Annotated in this window: 17 protein-coding genes; 5 read left to right on the top strand and 12 right to left on the bottom strand. The window is 60.7% G+C overall.

The genetic code is table 11. From position 1 onward, the window contains the following. Positions 1-160: 160 nt before the first annotated feature. Together lon and APH25_RS19895 are read left to right on the top strand one after the other, a co-directional pair. Positions 161-2,581 (top strand): endopeptidase La, encoded by a 2,421-nt coding sequence (gene lon, locus APH25_RS19900; protein ID WP_060483088.1) that lies wholly within the window; start codon positions 161-163, stop codon positions 2,579-2,581. 101 nt (positions 2,582-2,682) lie between these two features. Continuing rightward, on the top strand, positions 2,683-3,075 hold the full coding sequence (locus APH25_RS19895; protein ID WP_060483087.1) for a protease inhibitor I42 family protein: 393 nt from the start codon (positions 2,683-2,685) through the stop codon (positions 3,073-3,075). Positions 3,076-3,079: 4 nt separating this feature from the next. On the opposite strand, the gene APH25_RS19890 is transcribed toward APH25_RS19895, so the two are convergent. Beyond that, a complete protein-coding gene (locus APH25_RS19890; protein WP_060483086.1) occupies positions 3,080-4,015 on the bottom strand; it encodes an alpha-xenorhabdolysin family binary toxin subunit B in 936 nt (311 codons plus the stop codon). A 1-nt stretch (position 4,016) separates the two neighbouring features. Next, positions 4,017-5,192: an alpha-xenorhabdolysin family binary toxin subunit A gene (locus APH25_RS19885; RefSeq protein WP_060483085.1), complete on the bottom strand. Its 1,176-nt coding sequence runs from the start codon at positions 5,190-5,192 to the stop codon at positions 4,017-4,019. A 227-nt stretch (positions 5,193-5,419) separates the two neighbouring features. Between APH25_RS19885 and cmoA the strand changes: the two genes are divergently transcribed. Together cmoA and cmoB are read left to right on the top strand one after the other, a co-directional pair. After that, positions 5,420-6,163 (top strand): carboxy-S-adenosyl-L-methionine synthase CmoA, encoded by a 744-nt coding sequence (cmoA, locus tag APH25_RS19880; protein ID WP_060483084.1) that lies wholly within the window; start codon positions 5,420-5,422, stop codon positions 6,161-6,163. Then, positions 6,160-7,116 carry a tRNA 5-methoxyuridine(34)/uridine 5-oxyacetic acid(34) synthase CmoB gene (gene cmoB, locus APH25_RS19875; protein ID WP_060483083.1) on the top strand — a complete coding sequence of 319 codons (957 nt, stop codon included), beginning with the start codon at positions 6,160-6,162 and terminating at the stop codon, positions 7,114-7,116. Before cmoA ends, cmoB begins: the two co-directional genes overlap by 4 nt. A gap of 26 nt (positions 7,117-7,142) precedes the next feature. Here cmoB and pdxJ read toward each other — a convergent pair whose 3' ends face one another. The 10 genes from pdxJ to rpoE all read right to left on the bottom strand — a co-directional run bounded on the left by pdxJ (position 7,143) and on the right by rpoE (position 17,045). Continuing rightward, positions 7,143-7,865 carry a pyridoxine 5'-phosphate synthase gene (gene pdxJ / locus APH25_RS19870; protein WP_371262519.1) on the bottom strand — a complete coding sequence of 241 codons (723 nt, stop codon included), beginning with the start codon at positions 7,863-7,865 and terminating at the stop codon, positions 7,143-7,145. A gap of 60 nt (positions 7,866-7,925) precedes the next feature. Then, positions 7,926-8,609, bottom strand: a complete 684-nt coding sequence (recO, locus tag APH25_RS19865; RefSeq protein ID WP_060483081.1) for a DNA repair protein RecO — start codon at positions 8,607-8,609, stop codon at positions 7,926-7,928. A 75-nt stretch (positions 8,610-8,684) separates the two neighbouring features. Beyond that, positions 8,685-9,587 (bottom strand): GTPase Era, encoded by a 903-nt coding sequence (gene era / locus APH25_RS19860; protein ID WP_028633675.1) that lies wholly within the window; start codon positions 9,585-9,587, stop codon positions 8,685-8,687. Next, the gene (rnc, locus tag APH25_RS19855; RefSeq protein ID WP_060483080.1) at positions 9,580-10,269 is read right to left on the bottom strand and encodes a ribonuclease III; all 690 of its coding nucleotides are present in this window, start codon (positions 10,267-10,269) and stop codon (positions 9,580-9,582) included. Before rnc ends, era begins: the two co-directional genes overlap by 8 nt. A gap of 158 nt (positions 10,270-10,427) precedes the next feature. Then, complete coding sequence (gene lepB / locus APH25_RS19850) at positions 10,428-11,282, bottom strand: signal peptidase I (protein ID WP_060483079.1); 855 nt, start codon at positions 11,280-11,282, stop codon at positions 10,428-10,430. Positions 11,283-11,287: 5 nt separating this feature from the next. After that, entirely contained in the window at positions 11,288-13,087 is a 1,800-nt protein-coding gene (lepA, locus tag APH25_RS19845) for a translation elongation factor 4 (RefSeq protein WP_028633678.1), read from the bottom strand. A gap of 182 nt (positions 13,088-13,269) precedes the next feature. Continuing rightward, positions 13,270-14,652 (bottom strand): DegQ family serine endoprotease, encoded by a 1,383-nt coding sequence (locus tag APH25_RS19840; RefSeq protein ID WP_371262518.1) that lies wholly within the window; start codon positions 14,650-14,652, stop codon positions 13,270-13,272. 217 nt (positions 14,653-14,869) lie between these two features. Beyond that, positions 14,870-15,829 (bottom strand): MucB/RseB C-terminal domain-containing protein, encoded by a 960-nt coding sequence (locus APH25_RS19835; protein ID WP_060483078.1) that lies wholly within the window; start codon positions 15,827-15,829, stop codon positions 14,870-14,872. A 12-nt stretch (positions 15,830-15,841) separates the two neighbouring features. Further along, positions 15,842-16,432 (bottom strand): sigma-E factor negative regulatory protein, encoded by a 591-nt coding sequence (locus APH25_RS19830; RefSeq protein WP_060483077.1) that lies wholly within the window; start codon positions 16,430-16,432, stop codon positions 15,842-15,844. 31 nt (positions 16,433-16,463) lie between these two features. Further along, positions 16,464-17,045, bottom strand: a complete 582-nt coding sequence (gene rpoE, locus APH25_RS19825) for an RNA polymerase sigma factor RpoE (protein ID WP_003252049.1) — start codon at positions 17,043-17,045, stop codon at positions 16,464-16,466. A 435-nt stretch (positions 17,046-17,480) separates the two neighbouring features. Here rpoE and nadB point away from each other — a divergent pair, with 435 nt between their 5' ends. Next, the gene (gene nadB / locus APH25_RS19820; protein ID WP_060483076.1) at positions 17,481-19,091 is read left to right on the top strand and encodes an L-aspartate oxidase; all 1,611 of its coding nucleotides are present in this window, start codon (positions 17,481-17,483) and stop codon (positions 19,089-19,091) included. The last annotated feature ends 53 nt before the right edge of the window (positions 19,092-19,144 follow it).

The following is a 19,144-nucleotide window of genomic DNA, read 5'->3' as shown; positions in this document are numbered from 1 at the left end:
AGTAAACGGATATATTTAAGGTCGCTGTTGCTGCGGATCTTGATTCAGCCCATGCAATCACACAGCCAGCCCCCGCCATCAGGCACCGATCCAGCCAGCCGCTTGAAACCCTTGGCCCCCTGCCCCATCTAAGCACCATAGTCATTCACGCAGGTGCCCCATGAGCGACCAGCAGGATCTCCCCGAACACCCCGACGACCACGCTGAAGTCGAACACACCACAGCCCAGCCTGGCACAAGCCACGCCCTGGCCCTGCCCGGCCAGCAACTGCCGGACAAGGTCTATGTGATCCCGATTCACAACCGCCCGTTCTTCCCCGCACAGGTCCTGCCGGTCATCGTCAACGAAGAGCCCTGGGCCGAAACCCTGGACCTGGTGGCCAAGTCGCCTGACCACAGCCTGGCGTTGTTCTTCATGGACACCCCAGCTGAAGACCATCGCCACTTCGACACCAAGGCGCTGCCCGAGTACGGCACGCTGGTCAAGGTGCACCACGCCAGCCGCGAGAACGGCAAACTCCAGTTCGTGGCCCAGGGCCTCACCCGGGTACGCATCCGCACCTGGCTCAAGCACCATCGCCCACCTTATCTGGTGGAGGTGGAATACCCACGCCAGCCAGCCGACCCCACTGACGAGGTCAAGGCTTACGGCATGGCCCTGATCAATGCGATCAAGGAACTGCTGCCGCTCAACCCGCTTTACAGCGAGGAGCTGAAGAACTACCTCAACCGCTTCAGCCCCAACGACCCTTCGCCGCTCACCGACTTCGCCGCCGCACTCACCTCGGCCACGGGCGGCCAGCTACAGGAAGTGCTTGACTGTGTGCCCATGCTCAAGCGCATGGAGAAGGTCCTGCCCATGCTGCGCAAGGAGGTGGAAGTCGCGCGCCTGCAAAACGAGATCTCCGCCGAGGTCAACCGGCAGATCGGCGAGCACCAGCGCGAGTTCTTCCTCAAGGAACAGCTCAAGGTCATCCAGCAGGAACTGGGCCTGACCAAGGACGACCGCAGCGCCGACCTGGAGCAGTTCGAACAGCGCCTCGAAGGCAAGACGCTGCCGGCCCAGGCTCGCAAACGCATTGATGAAGAGATGGGCAAGCTGGCCATTCTGGAAACCGGCTCGCCTGAATATGCCGTCACCCGCAATTACCTGGACTGGGCTACTGCCCTGCCGTGGGGGGTGTATGGCGACGACAAGCTCGACCTCAAGCATGCCCGCAAGGTGCTCGATGCGCACCACGCCGGCCTGGGTGACATCAAGGAACGTATCCTCGAGTTCCTGGCCGTCGGAGCCTGGAAAGGCGAAATCAGCGGTTCGATCGTGCTGCTGGTGGGCCCGCCCGGGGTCGGCAAAACCAGCATTGGTAAGTCCATCGCCGAATCCCTGGGCCGGCCGTTCTATCGCTTCAGTGTCGGCGGCATGCGTGACGAAGCAGAAATCAAGGGGCACCGGCGCACCTACATCGGCGCACAGCCCGGCAAGCTGGTGCAGGCGCTGAAAGACGTCGAAGTGATGAACCCGGTGATCATGCTCGACGAGATCGACAAGATGGGCCAGAGCTACCAGGGCGACCCAGCCTCGGCTCTGCTGGAAACCCTGGACCCGGAGCAGAACGTCGACTTCCTGGACCATTACCTGGACTTGCGCCTGGACCTGTCGAAGGTGTTGTTCGTGTGTACCGCCAACACCCTCGACTCTATCCCCGGGCCGCTGCTCGACCGTATGGAAGTGATCCGGCTTTCCGGCTACATCACCGAAGAAAAGCTGGCCATCGCCAAACGTCACCTGTGGCCCAAACAGCTGCAAAAGGCCGGTGTGGCCAAGACCAGCCTGAGCATCAGCGACAGCGCGCTGCGCACGGTGATCGAAGGTTACGCACGAGAGGCCGGCGTGCGGCAGCTGGAAAAACAGCTGGGCAAGCTGGTACGCAAGGCCGTGGTCAAGCTGCTGGAAGACCCCACCGCCAAGCTCAAGATTGGCCCTAAGGACCTGGAAGCTGCGCTGGGCATGCCCGTGTTCCGCAGCGAGCAGGTTCTGGCAGGCAAAGGCGTGATCACAGGGCTTGCCTGGACCAGCATGGGTGGCGCCACCCTGCCAATCGAGGCCACACGCATCCACACCCTCAGCCGTGGGTTCAAGCTCACCGGCAAGCTGGGCGACGTCATGAAGGAGTCCGCCGAAATCGCCTACAGCTATGTCAGTTCCAACCTCAAGCAGTTTGGCGGTGACGCCGGCTTCTTCAACGAGGCATTCATCCACCTGCACGTGCCCGAAGGTGCAACGCCGAAGGATGGGCCGAGCGCCGGCATCACTATGGCCAGTGCCCTGCTGTCACTGGCCCGGGACCAAGCGCCAAAGAAGGGGGTCGCCATGACAGGCGAGCTGACCCTGACCGGCCAGGTACTGCCCATTGGTGGCGTGCGGGAAAAAGTCATTGCGGCACGCCGGCAGAAGATTCACGAGTTGATCCTGCCCGAGCCCAACCGTGGAGACTTCGAAGAGCTACCGGACTACCTGCGTGAAGGGCTGACCGTGCATTTTGCCAAGCGCTTTGCCGACGTGGCCAAGATACTGTTCTAACACCTTTAAAGGGCTGCTCGCGCAGCCCTTTTACCCACTCGACCGTTCAGTGAATGCAACAATCGGTTATTCTCAGGCTGTCGCCAGCCTCTGGAGCCGCTATGTCCAGCTATCGCCTGCTTGCCCCTGTGGGGCTACTGCTTTTGTCTGCCTGCGCGCAGCACCCTCCCCAGCCCGTCGAGCTCGATGCCGAGAGCGAATGCCCCGTGTACCTGAAGGTGGGCCAAGCCTTGAGCCTGTCCCTGCCCAGCAACCCGTCGACCGGCTACCGATGGCAGGTTGAGTCAGCTGCACAACCGGCGCTCGAAAGCCTGGGCCCGGAGGTGTACAGCGCCCCACAAGAAGAAGACGTGGTGGGCAGCGCCGGCCTTTCGACCTGGCGCTACCAGGCCAGCACCCCGGGCAAAGCCGTTTTACGGCTGGTGTATCAACGGCCTTGGGAAAAACAGGTGCTCCCCGTACAGACTTTCGACTGCAAGGTCGTAGTGCGCTGAGCGTTCAACTGCGGTCATAGGCCTGCTGTACTGCTTTGAGGTAATCGCAGAGGTCGTGAAGCGCCAGCGTTGCAGCTTCCACCGCCATGCCCGCAGTGAGTTTTTCGGCCTGTGCCTGCCAGTGCACTTCAACCTTGCGCAGTTCACCCAGCCACGTCTGCTTCAAGGCTTCAAGGCCAGAAAGCTCGGTGACGGCTTGCAGTTCGGTGTTGGCGTCCTGCAATGCACGTTGCGCCAACTGCAGGTCGTTTGCAGCCTCGTCGATCTTTATCTGCAAGCGTGCATGGGCGTTGCTCAGGTCGTTGAAGGTTCTGCCACCTTCCAACACATCAGCATACTTGGCCAGCTTGGCCGTTACCGACTTGAGCAACCCGGCATCGACCTTCGGGTCCTTGATCAGCCCCATCAGTTGGTCGATTTCCTCATCGCTGGGAATCAGGCCTTTGAAGGCGCTGGCGACCGAAGGCCGTTCGAAAACCTGGATAGCCTGCACCACGGCGGCGCGCTGCTCTCGCAGCGTCACCAGCCTCATGTCAAACCCGGCCGCTTGCTCCTCCAGGCGCGTGGCGCGTGATTGCAGGTGTGCCAGCGATTCAGGCAGGGCCGACAGCGAGTAAAGCTCCAGCCGCAGGTTGAAGCGAGCCAAGGTCGCATGGTGCTGGTTGAGCCGGGTCAGCACGCTGCCCAGCTTGGAGGGCGCATCCACGGTGCGCGTGGAGGGGACAAAATGCCGATCCTCCAGCAGCACAATACCGCCTATCACGCATTCCTTGAACGAGCGCTCCACCAGCAACAGCAAGTTTCGCAATTCATCAAGCTGTTCCCGCACCCGCGTAAGTACATGGCCGTCCCACGTACTGATCAGCTCGAACATCTGATCCTGCACCTGTTGCATCTTCAGGAAATCAGGCAAGGCGGTTTTCAGGTTGATAACGTCCATGTTAGGCATCCTCATATTCGTCGATCAGTTCATTGAACACTTCCGACAGGGTATGGCAAATGTTGCCGATCTTGGTCCAGGGCTTGATGACTTCTGAAAAATCGTGAACGAACGATTCCAGCTGCGTGATGGTATCCAACGCCTTGGCTTCTTCTACGGAGTTCTTGGCATAGGAGGCCAAATACAACCACACATCGGCTAGGCGCTTGGTGGCGGCGGAAAGGTCCTTGCAGCGGAACTGCAAGTCCCTGACCAGCGTCGAGACCCGCTCGAAATCTTCCATCGCTGGTACCATTTTCCCAAGCCGGCCGGCCAGTTCGTCACGCTCCTCGATCAAGGCATTCTTGCGCTTGCGAATTTTTTCGGCCCTGTCGCCAAACACACCACCGGTGATAATCAAGCCGATGGGGCCCAGTGCAATACCGGTGAAGGCGTACCCGACATTGGCATCGTATTCCGACTTCAACTGCTCGATCTGCTCATCCCATTGATCGAGCTGCTTGCGGCGCTCGATGACGTCGGCGAGAGAGACATTGTCGTCGAAGTGCCTCAACAGCCTCACCATACGGGGCTTCAGCTCGCGCTTGATCTCGTTGTTGAACCAGTTGGCCCGCTTGTCGACGTCATCAATGCGCCGACGGGTGTCCTCGATCTCCCGAACGATTTCATTGATACCGACTGCCAGGATAGCGGCGACCTGAGCCCGCTCGTCCTCGCTCAATGAGTGGGTATAGACATCCTCACCCTGCTCGGCCTTACGCTGTTTGAGTGCGTGGAACACATCACTGTTTTCCAGGTTGTTCAGCAGGGTGCCACCGCGGTTAACCAGGCTGTCGGCGAATGACTCGATCTCGGGGCCAAGCTGTTTTATGGTTCGCTCCAGGATGTCCCACTCATAGACATGCCGGTGTAACGCCACATAGAGGTCGTAGACCTTGGTGGCATCAAGCCCCAGGCTTGCATAGTCAAAATCACTTTCGATCTCTGCCTGCGTTCGGGGTAACTGATGCACTTGATTGGCATACTGCTTGATGGCCTTGAGGTTCTCAGCGGTCAGCAATGTGCCTACCTGCTGACCACCCTCCAGCCGGTTTTCTATAAAAGCGAAATACTGTGCGGGCAATGTTTTGACGATGGAAATATTATCCATCTGCTCTATGGGTAATTCTTCCTGCATGGCAATACCACCTATCACTCGATGAGGTCCGTGATTAATCATTCATCAGGACATTGAGCGCGGAGTATCAAACTTTCGTGCACGCGCCACATTCATCTGGCTAACTTAGCGGTGTGTGAAACTTCACTGCAGCGGGTATGAACAGCGATCCCCAGAAAGGTTGCCATGGCAAGAAACCTGGCCATTCGATAAAATACGCCCCCGTTTTACCGCGCATCGAGCCCGCCGTGAGCCAACAACCCGACCGCCTCTTCGCCCAGCCTCTGGAGCAGGTACCCGACTTCGTCTTCAACGAAGACGTGGTGCAGGTGTTCCCGGACATGATCAAGCGCTCGGTCCCCGGCTACCCGACCATCGTCGAGAACCTGGGCGTGCTGGCCGCACGCTTCGCCCAGCCCGGCACTGCCCTGTATGACCTTGGCGCCTCGCTGGGGGCAGTCACCCAGGCGCTGCGCCGTCATGTGCGCAGCGACGGCTGCCGGGTGATCGCGGTGGACAATTCTGCCGCCATGGTCGAACGCTGCCGCCAGTACCTCACGGCCCAGGACTCGATGTTCCAGGAACTGTTGCCCGTGCAGGTGCTGGAAGCCGACATCCTCACACTGCCGTTCGAGCCTGCATCGGTGGTGGCGCTGAACTTCACGCTGCAGTTCATCGCCCCGGAGCAACGCCTGGACCTACTGGCGCGTATCCGCCAGTCGCTGCTGCCCGGGGGCGCCCTGATCCTGTCCGAAAAGCTCTGTTTCGCCGATGCCCAGCAACAGCGCCTACTCAATGACCTGCACCTGGACTTCAAACGTGCCAACGGCTACAGCGAACTGGAAATCGCCCAGAAGCGCAGTGCCATTGAAAACGTGATGCGCCCGGACACGCTGGATACCCACCGCGAGCGCCTGCTGGCGGCCGGTTTTTCCAACGTGGTGCCGTGGTTTCAATGCCTCAATTTTGCCTCGTTGATAGCCCTGCCATGATTGATCTTTCCCCCCTGGTCCGCCGCCTGGCGGGCACACCCCTGGCTAGCTGGTCGCAAGGCCTGCAAGCGCAACTGGATGCAAAACTGGAAAAAGGCCACGGTGACCTGGACCGCTGGCGCGGCGCACTCGACGCCCTGCCTGCCCTGCAGGCCAGCGAGGTCGACCTGGTCAATGGGTTGCGTCTGGATTGCGCCTGCGATGACGCCAGCCGCGTGCAGATGCGCCAGGCCTTGATGGGGCTTTCACCCTGGCGCAAGGGGCCCTTCGACCTGTTCGGCGTGCATGTGGACACTGAATGGCGCTCGGATTGGAAGTGGTCGCGGGTGGGCCCGCACCTGAACCTGAAGGGCAAGCGCGTGCTCGATGTGGGGTGCGGTAATGGTTATTACCAATGGCGTATGCTGGGCGCGGGGGCCGACCTGGTGGTGGGTGTCGACCCCAACTGGCTGTTCTTCTGCCAGTTCCAGGCCGTGCAGCGCTACCTGCCAGACCTGCCCGCCTGGCACCTGCCGTTCGCACTGGAAGACCTTCCGGCCAACCTGGAGGGGTTCGATACGGTCTTCTCCATGGGTGTGTTCTATCACCGCCGCTCGCCCATCGAGCACCTGCTGGCACTCAAGGATTGCCTGGTCAAAGGGGGCGAACTGGTGCTGGAAACCTTGGTGATCGAGGGTGACGAACAGCAGGTGCTGGTGCCAGAAGACCGCTACGCACAGATGCGCAACGTGTGGTACCTGCCGTCGGTACCGGCGTTGGCGCGCTGGTTGCGGCGCGCCGGTTTCAGCGATGTGCGCTGCGTCGATGTGAGCGTCACGAGTGTGGAGGAACAGCGCAGCACCGAGTGGATGCGCTACCAGTCGCTCAGCGACTTCCTCGACCCTGACGACCATGGCAAGACCGTGGAAGGGCTGCCAGCGCCACGCCGGGCAACCCTGCTGGCGCGCAAGTGAATTGCCCGGCAGGCCGCAACTGATGGTTAGCGTGATGCAGCAAGAATCAGCGCTTTCATTTCCGCAACCGCAGCCTTGAAACCAACGAACAGGGCATGAGCCACCAAGGCATGGCCAATGTTCAGTTCGTTGATACCCTTGATCGCAGCGATGGCTTCGACATTGTGGTAATGCAACCCGTGGCCGGCATTTACGATCAGGCCCTGGTCAATACCGAATGCGGCCCCCTGCACAATACGCTCAAGCTCCTGAGCCACCTCGGTGGGGGTATGGGCATCGGCATAACGACCGGTGTGCAACTCGATGGCAGGGGCGCCGACCCGGCGCGAAGCTTCAATCTGCCGCTCGTCAGCATCGATGAACAACGACACTTCTGCCCCTGTGCGGGCCAAGCGCTCGACTGCGGCCTTGATACGCACTTCCTGCCCGGCCACGTCCAGGCCACCCTCGGTGGTGAGTTCCTGACGCGTCTCGGGCACCAGGCAGATGTGGGCGGGGCGGAGTTTTTCGGCGAACGCCATCATCTCTTCGGTAACGCCCATCTCGAAGTTCATGCGCGTCTGCAGCACGTCCTTGAGCAGCAGCACATCGCGCTCCTGAATGTGGCGGCGGTCTTCTCGCAGGTGCACGGTGATGCCATCGGCGCCTGCTTCCTCTGCATCCAGGGCTGCCTTGACCGGGTCAGGGTAGCGCGTGCCTCGGGCCTGACGCAGGGTTGCCACGTGGTCGATATTGACGCCGAGAAGCATGCGGTTGCTGTGAGTCACGAAACGCTCTCCTAAGTTTGAGCGCTACAGCATACGTCGTGATCAGCGCTTGCGAAACAGTTCACGGCTAACCAGCGGCCTTGCCCCCAGGTGAACCGCCAGCGCCTGACGCATCAGGCGCTTGGCAGCCAGCAGTGCGCCGGGTACATCCCAATCAGCCTCGGCCAACGCCAGTAATTCGGCGCCGGCAAACAGGCCAGGTTGTACCAGTTCCACCCGCTCCAGGCCTGCATCCACCCGCAGGCGGTAACGGCCCTCGGCAGCAATAGGCTGGTCATTGACGTCGTTTTGCAGCGAGAAGGCATAGCCCAGCTCATCCAACAGCCGCCACTCAAATGCCCGTAGCAGCGGTTCCAGCGCGCGCCCGGCCATCAGTGCCTGCAGGGTCTGGGCATAGTGGTCGAACAGTTCGGGGGACGGCGCCTCGGCCGGTAGCAGGCGCATGAGCAGCTCGTTGAGGTACAAACCGCTGAATACCGCATCGCCATGCAGCCAGAGCGCAGTGCCGGCCCCTTCCAGCCGGCCGACGGTCTTGAGTTCACCCCGCCCGCGCAACTCGACCTCCAGGGGGACGAAGGGACGCACCAGGCTGCCACCCTTACCCCGTGCACGGCGCAGAACCGCACGTACGCGACCTTGCGGGGTATAGAAGTCCACCAGCGCACTGGTTTCCTTGTAGGCCCGGCTGTGCAGCACGTAGGCAGGCTGCCCGACTGGTTGATCCATGGAGGGTCACTTGCTCGAGGTTTCGAGCCCTAGGGAAGCGGCTAGGCCGTGGGGCCAGCCGCTATTGCAACAGCGTCAGAGGTCGCCGTAACCCAGCGAGCGCAAGGCACGTTCATCGTCAGACCAGCCGCCCTTCACCTTGACCCACAGGTTGAGCATGACCTTGGCGTCGAACAGCACTTCCATGTCCTTGCGTGCGTCGGAGCCGATGCGCTTGATACGCTCACCCTTGTCGCCAATGATGATCTTCTTCTGGCCATCCCGCTCGACCAGGATCAGCGCATGGATGTGCAGCACGTGGCCCTGCTGCTTGAATTCCTCGATCTCGACCGTGATCTGATAGGGCAACTCTGCACCCAGCTGACGCATGATTTTCTCGCGCACCAGCTCAGCGGCCAGGAACCGGCTGCTGCGGTCAGTGATCTGGTCTTCCGGGAAGAAATGCTCGTTTTCCGGCAGGTGCTTGGCGATCAGCGCCTCCAGCGACTCGAGGTTATGCCCTTGCTGCGCAGAAATAGGCACGATCTCGGCATTCGGCAATTGCGTCTGCAGCCATTGCAGGTGCGGGATCAGCTCGGCCTTCTCGTCCATGCGGTCAGTCTTGTTGACCGCCAGGATGACCGGCCCGGTCACGTACTGCACGCGCTCGAGCACCAATTGGTCTTCGTCTGTCCAACGGGTACGGTCCACTACAAAGATCACCACGTCGACATCCTTCAGGGCGGCCGAGGCGTTGCGGTTCATGTAGCGGTTCAAGGCCTTATCGTTGGCCTTGTGCATGCCGGGGGTATCGACGTAGATGGCCTGCACGTCACCCTCGGTCTTGATGCCGAGCATGTTGTGGCGTGTGGTCTGCGGCTTGCGCGAGGTAATGGCCAGCTTCTGACCCAGGATGTGGTTGAGTAGCGTCGACTTGCCGACGTTCGGCCGGCCAACGATGGCGACGTAGCCGCAACGGGTCGGGGTGTTCTCAGTCATTGCCATTCTCCACGCCCAGGGCGATCAATGCGGACGCGGCAGCGACTTGCTCGGCGATACGCCGGCTGACGCCCTGACCACGGCTCTTGTTGTTCAGCAGCACCACTTCGCATTCGACGAAGAAGGTACGGCAATGGGGTTCGCCCTGGATATCCACCACTTCATAACGCGGCAGCTCACAGCTGCGCGACTGCAGGAACTCTTGCAGGCGGGTTTTCGGGTCTTTGTTGGTGTCGACCAGCGTCAGGCCTTCGAATTCGTTGGCCAGCCACGCCAGCACACGCTCGCGGGCGGTTGCCATGTCGGCATCCAGGTAGATGGCGCCAATCAGGGCTTCCAAGGCATCGGCCAGGATCGATTCCCGGCGAAAGCCGCCGCTCTTGAGCTCACCGGAGCCCAGGCGCAGGTATTCGCCCAAGTCAAAACCACGGGCCAGGCGGGCCAGGGTTTCACCCTTGACCAACCGTGCCCGCAGGCGCGACAGCTGGCCCTCGCGGGCCTGCGGGAAGCGCTCGTACAGTGCCTCGCCCGCAACGAAATTGAGAATGGCGTCGCCTAGAAACTCCAGGCGCTCATTGTTGCGCCCGGCGTAGCTGCGGTGGGTCAAGGCCAGGAGCATCTGGTCCTGGTCCTTGAAGGTGTAACCGAGCTTTCGCTCCAGATGGGCAAGGGAAGCACTCATGCGACCACCCGATCGTTGTTAAACGCGTTGTTCAAATCAACATCCTGAAAGACTGTTTGGCTGTGGCGGCCGCGACGTGCGGCGAATCTCCCATCCCTGAGACACAGCCTATGTCAGAAATGCATTCGGCGCTGTCTGCTGGACAGCGCCGAAGGGTATCAATGGATCAGGCCGACCCGCGAAAGGTTAGGCAGGTGGCTGAGTTTCGGCTCTGGCCAGCTCATCCAGACGGCAAAGGCCTTGCCGACAATGTTGCGATCCGGAACCATGCCGTGCAGCTCTTTGGGAATATTTGGGTCATCCCAGTAGCGGCTGTCGTTGGAGTTGTCGCGGTTGTCGCCCATCATGAAGTAATGGCCTGCCGGCACGGTCCATTGCTGGTCCGGTGGCATGCGATAACGGCTCATCTCCTTGCGGATCAGGTGCTCGGCAGCCCCGAGCTTTTCCTTGTACAGCTCTGCGCTACCCAAGGTGCCCGGCTCGGTGCCCACCAGTTGCTCGGCAATGGGCTGGCCATTGACGAACAGACGCTTGTCGTTGGTGTAACGGATCTGGTCACCTGGCAGGCCAACCACACGCTTGATGTAGTTGACATTCGGATCGCTCGGGTAGCGGAACACCATGACATCGCCCCGCTGGGGGTCACCGATTTCGATCACCTTCTTGTCGATCACCGGCAGGCGAATGCCGTAGGAGAACTTGTTCACCAGGATGAAGTCGCCCACTTCCAAGGTCGGCTTCATCGACCCCGAAGGGATCTGGAACGGCTCAACCAGAAACGAGCGCAGCACCAGCACGATGAACAACACCGGGAAGAACGACTTGCCGTACTCGACCAGCAACGGCTCCTTGTTCAGGCGCTCGACCACCGCTACTTCCGGCTGGCTTACGCTGCCCTGATAGTTGGCGATGGCTGCACGACGCCGCGGCGCCAGGAACAGCAGGTCGATCAAGCCAAGCAGACCGCATACGAAAACGGCGATGACGAGCAACAGCGGGAAATTTAGCGACATAGGACCTAGCTATCCAACCTGAGCACGGCGAGGAAGGCTTCTTGTGGAATCTCCACGTTGCCCACCTGTTTCATGCGTTTCTTACCGGCCTTCTGCTTCTCCAGCAGCTTTTTCTTACGGCTAACGTCGCCACCGTAACATTTGGCCAGTACGTTCTTTCTGAGTGCCTTGACAGTGGTCCGGGCAATGATCTGGCCGCCAATGGCTGCCTGGATCGCCACATCGAACATCTGCCGAGGAATCAGCTCCTTCATCTTCTCGGTCAGCGCACGGCCTTTGTAGGCTGCGTTGTCGCGGTGCACGATCAATGCCAGGGCGTCGACCTTGTCACCGTTGATCAACACATCCAGCTTGACCAGGTTGGCCGACTGATAGCGATCAAAATGGTAATCCAGCGAAGCATAGCCGCGGCTGGTGGATTTGAGGCGGTCGAAGAAGTCCAGCACCACCTCGTTCATCGGCATATCGTAGCGCACCTGCACCTGGCTACCGAGGAACTGCATGTCACGCTGCACGCCGCGCTTTTCGATGCACAGCGTGATCACGTTACCCAGGTGTTCCTGAGGCACCAGAATAGTCGCGGTGACGATCGGCTCACGGAAGTCCGTGACGGCAGAGACGTCCGGAAGCTTCGACGGGTTGTCGACCACGATGGTTTCACCGGTTTTCAGTTCCAGCTCGTAAATTACGCTGGGCGCCGTGGTGATCAGGTCCAGGTCGTACTCGCGCTCCAGGCGTTCCTGAATGATCTCCATGTGCAGCATGCCCAGGAAGCCACAGCGGAAACCGAAGCCCAGTGCATCGGAGCTTTCCGGCATGTACTGCAGCGACGAGTCGTTCAGCGTGAGTTTCTGCAACGCGTCGCGGAAATCTTCGAAGTCATCGGAGCTGACCGGGAACAGGCCGGCGTAGACCTGCGGCTGAATTTTCTTGAAGCCTGGCAGCACCTGCACTTCAGGCGTGGAGGACAGCGTCAGGGTGTCGCCCACTGGCGCACCATGAATGTCCTTGATGCTGGCGATGATGAAACCTACCTCGCCTGCCTTCAGGTCGGCGGTCTGGGTGTGTTTCGGGGTGAACACACCGACGCTGTCGACCAAGTGCAGCTTGCCGGTGGACTTGACCAGGATCTTGTCGCCTTTCTTGACGCGGCCATGGCGCACACGCACCAGCGAGACCACGCCCAGGTAGTTGTCGAACCAGGAATCGATGATCAGCGCCTGCAACGGCGCGTCGATGTCGCCCTCGGGTGCCGGGATGGTATGCACCAGGCGCTCGAGCACTTCGTCCACGCCCATGCCGCTCTTGGCACTGCAGGCCACGGCGTCGGTAGCATCGATGCCGATGATCTTCTCGATCTCGTCCTTCACCCGGTCCGGGTCGGCCTGGGGCAGGTCCATCTTGTTCAGCACCGGCATGACCTCAAGGCCTTGCTCGATGGCGGTGTAGCAGTTGGCAACGGACTGGGCCTCGACACCCTGGCCCGCGTCGACCACCAGCAAGGCACCTTCACAGGCTGCCAGCGAACGCGACACCTCGTAAGTGAAGTCGACGTGGCCGGGGGTGTCGATGAAGTTGAGCTGGTAGACCTTACCGTCCTGGGCCTTGTAGTTGAGCGTAACGCTGTGGGCCTTGATGGTGATGCCGCGCTCGCGCTCCAAGTCCATGGAATCGAGGACCTGGGCTTCCATTTCGCGCGCGGTAAGGCCACCGCACATCTGAATGAAACGGTCGGCCAGCGTCGACTTGCCATGGTCGATGTGGGCGATGATGGAGAAATTGCGGATATGACTCAAATCACTCACAGGTCAACACTCGAAAAGGCTGCGAGCCGGACGCCCGCCGAAAAATAGCCGGCAATTGTACCTTAAGCAGCTGGCAGATGGGAGATTCCTCTGCCCAACCGTCGGCAGTATCCGCCAGCCCAATTGTGAACATTCATAAAAAAGGGCAGCCATCGCTGCCCTTCTCCGCCTGTCAAAACACCTTATTCAGCGAGCTTGAAGGTGATGAAGCTGGCGCGACCCTGACGCAGCACCCGCATCGACACCGAACGGTTTTTCGGCAGTTCCTTGGCGATCTGCGTGAACTCCTTGGCCGAACCGATGGCCTGGTTGTTCAGGTGGCTGATGACATCACCCGGACGCAGGCCAATCATGGCTGCCGGGCCATCCTGCACTTCCTTGATAACCACGCCGCCCTTGAGCTCCAGGGACTTCTTCTGCTCGGCGGTCAAGTCCGCCACGGCAACACCCAGGCGGTTGCTGCTGCGTTCCACGCTGGTGTCGCTGCCAGGGGCGATATCGGCATCGTCATCCGGCAGTGCACCCACGCTAATATCCAGGGTCTGGCGCTTGCCATTGCGGATAATGTCCAGTTTTGCCTTTTCGCCATCCTTCAGGCCGCCGACCAGGTGCGGCAGGTCGGCAGACATGACAATCGGCTGACCATTCATGCTGAGGATCACATCACCTACCTGCAGGCCACCCTTGGCTGCCGGGCCGTTTTCGAGTACCTGGGCCACCAGTGCACCGGCGGGTTTTTCCAGGCCGAACGACTCGGCCAGGTCCTTATTGACCTCCTGGATAACCACACCCAGCCAGCCACGGCTGACCTTGCCGTCTTTTTTCAGCTGGTTGGACACGTCGATGGCCACGTCGATCGGGATGGCGAACGACAGGCCCATGAAACCACCGGAACGGGTGAAGATCTGCGAGTTGATACCCACCACCTCACCTTTCATGTTGAACAGCGGGCCACCCGAGTTACCCGGGTTGATGGCCACGTCGGTCTGGATGAACGGCACGTAGGTATCGTTGGGCAGGGTCCGGCCTTTGGCGCTGACGATGCCTTTGGTGACCGAGTGATCGAAGCCGAACGGCGAACCGATGGCCAGCACCCACTCACCGACCTTCAGCTTTTCGGAATCCCCTAGCTTGACGGTCGGCAGGTTCTTGCCCTCGACCTTGAGCAGGGCTACGTCGGTGCGCGGGTCGGTACCTACCAGCTTGGCCTGCAGTTCACTGCGGTCAGACAGGCGCACGATGATTTCGTCGGCATCGGCCACCACGTGGTTGTTGGTCAGCACATAGCCGTCGCTGGAAATGATGAAGCCCGAACCGAGCGACTGCGCCTCGCGCTGGCGATCGCCACGCGGGGAGCGCGGCTGCTGGGGCATGTTGCGCTCGAAGAACTCGCGGAACATCGGCGGCAGGCCTTCGAGGTCAGGCATCTGCCCAGCGGCAATGCGGCGGTCCGGAAGCTTCTGCTTGGTACTGATGTTGACCACAGCCGGCGAAGCCTGCTCGACCAGCGTGGTGAAGTCCGGCAGGGCTTCCTCGGCCTGGGCGGTCAGCACCTGGCCGAGCATCAGCACAGCAGCGAACAGCGATAGATAGGATTTCAAGCGTGGTATTGACATACGGCTCCCGTCACAACGAGCGGTAGTTTAGAAAGGCCCCTGCACGACGCAGCAAAAGGTCAGGCTCCCAGAAGCCTGACCTATAGAAAATTTGCCGACGGATTGCAAATGACAATGCGTTAATTTCGTTTCAAAAGCCTGCACAGCGTGCGTGCAGTGCCCGCCGTCATTGACTGGCCTGGGCATCCTGCGGCCGCATCGACAATGCCACGCGCTCTGCTGTACCCAGGGGTATTTCCCCTACCACGGTTACCATCACCTTGCCCTTGGGCGTGTTCAGGCGACGCGACACCGCTGAGGTCGGGCCCAACTGGGTACGAACATCGGCACCGCCTTCGTCCTTCACAGGCTCAAGGAACACCGAAAACCTGGCCAGGCCGTCGTCATACATCAGGGTACTCACCGTGCCGCCCTTTCCTGGCTCGCGACGAACGGCGCTGTTGATCAGCTCGAAACCAGGCGGCAGCCAGTCTGAGCGCCAGCCAGACACAGGGCTGCCCGCTGGCGCGGCGGCCGCAACCGGCTTGCACGAAGCGCTGGGGTGAAGATCGTTATCAGAAGGCACCTTGGGCTCAAGGCGTGTCATCTGGAAGCGCTCCAGCAGTTGGCCTTTCTCGTTGAGCATCAGCGAGCGAAGCGGCAACCCGGTCTGGCGATCCAGATTCAGTTCAAAACCGTAGCGGTGCTGGTCGCGTGGCGTGAGGGTGACAACCACAGCATCACGCCCAGCAACCCGAGACTTGCCCGACATGGCCAGGTCGTACCAGCCCATCAGTTTCAGAGGGTCCAGCACACGCGGAGCAGTGTCGGGCGGCGCCGTCACATCACTGGCAAGGCCGCCACCTACACACTGGACCTTGCCGTCGACGCGCACGATTTCCTGGGCGGTGCCGTCGAGCTGCAGCAGCCGCTCGCTGACGTTGCCACCTTGGACCTTGTGCCAGATATCGTGGGAAGAGAAGCTACCGTTGCGTTCGTAGACGAATGAGCCCTGATAGCTCTGGGTTTGCTCGGCTTGTGCCAGCTTGTTCAGCCACTCGTTCGCCTCAGGCGACGAGTTGGCTGCCAACGCTGGCACCGCCATACAGCTGCCGACCAGCAGCGACAGAAGGGGTAGCGCGCGCATGGTCCTCCCTACTTAACGGTTTTCCAGGCTGGCTGCGCGAGCGTAAGGCAATGCGGTTTCAGTCCCCTTCAGGGCGGACTCCTGAGCGTGTTGGCGCAGGTAACCCGGTAGGCGCTGATCCCAGCCAGCCTGGTTCTGCAACACACCATTGGCCATTGGGCCGGTAGCCTGCTCGCTGCTTTCGCTATAGCCAGCCAGCACTGCCGGGCCCTGAGCCTGCGGAACAGTTACGCCTTGCTGGACAGGTTGCTGGGCAGCCAGCTCGGCACCGGTGATGTCGTCCTGGTTGTACATGCGCACACCTGCCAGTACAGCCAGGGTGACGGAGGCTGCAACAGCCAGACGGCCGACAGTACGCCATGGGCCTTGCTTGACCTTGACCGGCACGGCCTCGTCAGCCAGAGCTGCGGACACAGCCGAGGCGATGTCCAGGTTAGGCAGCAACAATTCCTTGTGCATGGCTGCGCGGGCAACCTGGTAGCGCGACCAAGTGGCACGGGTTTCGGCTTCGTCGACGGCGTTCAACACCCGACGCAGTTCCAGTTCATCCGCTTCGTTATCCATCACCGCGGACAGCGATTCCTGCAAAGCTTCACGACTCATGGCGGTTCCTCTCTTGGCTGTAGCCGCTGTCTCAGGTTTCCTGCAACAAAGGCTGCAGGGCTTTATCTATGGCCTCCCGAGCGCGGAAAATCCGAGAGCGCACGGTACCCACCGGACATTGCATGACACTGGCAATGTCTTCGTAACTCAGGCCGTCGAACTCACGCAGGGTCAATGCCGTGCGCAGGTCCTCCGGGAGCTGCTGGATGGTCCGATGGACGGTGCCTTCGATTTCATCCCGCAACAACGAGCGCTCTGGAGACTCAAGATCCTTGAGGCCATGATCGCCATCGTAAAACTCCGCATCCTCGGAGCTCACATCACTGTCTGGTGGCCGCCTACCGCGTGACACCAAGTAATTTTTCGCCGTGTTGATGGCGATGCGGTACAGCCACGTATAGAACGCACTGTCACCGCGAAAGTTGCCAAGCGCACGGTACGCCTTGATAAACGCTTCCTGTGCAACATCCTGGGCTTCGTGGGTGTCGTGGACAAACCGCACGATCAACCCGAGAATCTTGTGCTGATACTTCAGCACCAACAGATCGAAAGCTCGCCTGTCACCACGCTGCACACGCTCGACAAGCTGCTGATCCTCTTCCTGGGTTAGCATGAACACTCCTCGGTAAACTCGAAGGAGCGCTGCAATGGCCATCGCTCAGGCTTGCAACCATAGACTCGGGCTTTGCGCAAAAGTTCTCCCCTCCAAGCAAGTTTCCTGCAGCCCTTGATCGGCGTGCACGGAAGACGTAGCACGGAACTGACCGGCAACGTCGATAATCAGGTTACGAATACGCAGGTGTGAGCCCATTGGGAGCTACCGCCCTGCGTCGCCGCGGCAAATTGTTGGCGTGCAGGCAGCCTTCATAGGATTTCCGGCGAAGCCGGAAAGTTCCCACAAAGGTTGCCGCTACCTGGCAAGTGGCATGGAAATTGGCTACCTGAGGCTGCTATAAAGGCAACCCGGCCAGGTTCACGATAGTTTCACAATGCCATCGGCGCGTGACTATTGTGCCGCGCCCTTCCAGAAGATTACTAGTGTCCCGACATGAGCCAACAATTCCAACATGATGTCCTGGTGATCGGCAGCGGCGCTGCGGGTCTCAGCCTGGCACTGAACCTGCCCGGCAACCTACGCGTTGCCGTGCTCAGCAAGGGCGACCTGGCCAATGGCTCGACCTTCTGGGCCCAGGGTGGTGTAGCAGCGGTACTGGACGACACCGACACCGTACAGTCCCACGTCGAAGACACGCTCAATGCCGGCGGCGGCCTGTGCAATGAAGCGGCCGTGCGTTTCACCGTCGAACACAGCCGCGAAGCCATCGAATGGCTGATCGAACAGGGCGTGCCGTTCACCCGGGACGACCACCACGGCGTCGACGACGGTGGCTTCGAGTTCCACCTTACCCGCGAGGGCGGCCACAGCCACCGGCGTATCATCCACGCCGCAGACGCCACGGGCGCCGCCATCTTCACCACCCTGCTCGCGCAAGCCAGGCAGCGCCCCAACATCGAGTTGCTGGAGCAGCGCGTAGCGGTAGACCTGATCACAGAGCGGCGCCTGGGCCTTGCCGGCGAGCGTTGCCTGGGGGCCTATGTACTGGATCGCAACACGGGCCAGGTCGACACCTACGGCGCCCGGTTCACGGTGCTTGCGACAGGCGGTGCAGCCAAGGTTTACCTCTACACCAGCAACCCGGACGGTGCCTGCGGCGATGGCATCGCCATGGCCTGGCGTGCAGGTTGCCGGGTGGCGAACCTGGAGTTCAACCAGTTCCACCCCACCTGCCTCTATCACCCGCAAGCCAAGAGCTTTCTGATAACCGAGGCGCTGCGTGGAGAAGGCGCCCTGCTGCGCCTGCCCAACGGGGAGCGCTTCATGCCTCGGTTCGACCCGCGTGAGGAACTGGCACCGCGGGACATCGTGGCCAGGGCAATCGACCACGAGATGAAGCGCCTTGGCGTGGACTGCGTGTACCTGGACATCACGCACAAGACTGCGGAGTTCATCAAGAGCCATTTCCCGACGGTATACGAGCGCTGCCTGGGTTTTGGTATCGACATCACGCGTCAACCCATCCCGGTGGTGCCGGCGGCACATTACACCTGTGGCGGGGTGATGGTGGATGAGCGTGGCCATACGGATGTGCCGGGGCTTTATGCCATTGGCGAAACGAGCTTTACCGGGCTGCATGGCGCCAATCGCATGGCCAGCAATTCGCTGCTGGAATGCTTCGTCTATGGCCGCGCGGCGGCAGCGGACATTCAGGCGCACCTGGAAGCGGTGCCCATGCCGGTGGCATTACCGGGGTGGGACGCGAGCCAGGTGACGGATTCGGACGAGGACGTGATCATTGCGCATAACTGGGACGAGTTACGGCGGTTCATGTGGGACTACGTGGGGATCGTACGGACCAGCAAACGGTTGCAGCGGGCCCAGCATCGGGTGAGGCTGCTGCTGGATGAGATTGACGAGTTCTACAGTAATTACCGGGTGAGCAGGGATTTGATAGAACTGCGGAACTTGGCGCAGGTGGCGGAGCTGATGATTTTATCGGCGATGCGGCGGAAGGAGAGTCGGGGGTTGCATTATACGTTGGATTATCCTGGGGTGTTGGGGGAGGCCAAGGATACTGTGCTGAGCCCCGGGAAGGTTTGATTGGGCGTATTGCGCTTCAGGCGGGTTGATATTCATTAGCGGGGGTGGCGCTC

The organism is Pseudomonas sp. NBRC 111119 (assembly GCF_001320125.1).
Classification (GTDB): Bacteria; Pseudomonadota; Gammaproteobacteria; order Pseudomonadales; family Pseudomonadaceae; genus Aquipseudomonas; species Aquipseudomonas parafulva.
This window is presented reverse-complemented; position numbering and strand designations above follow the sequence as displayed.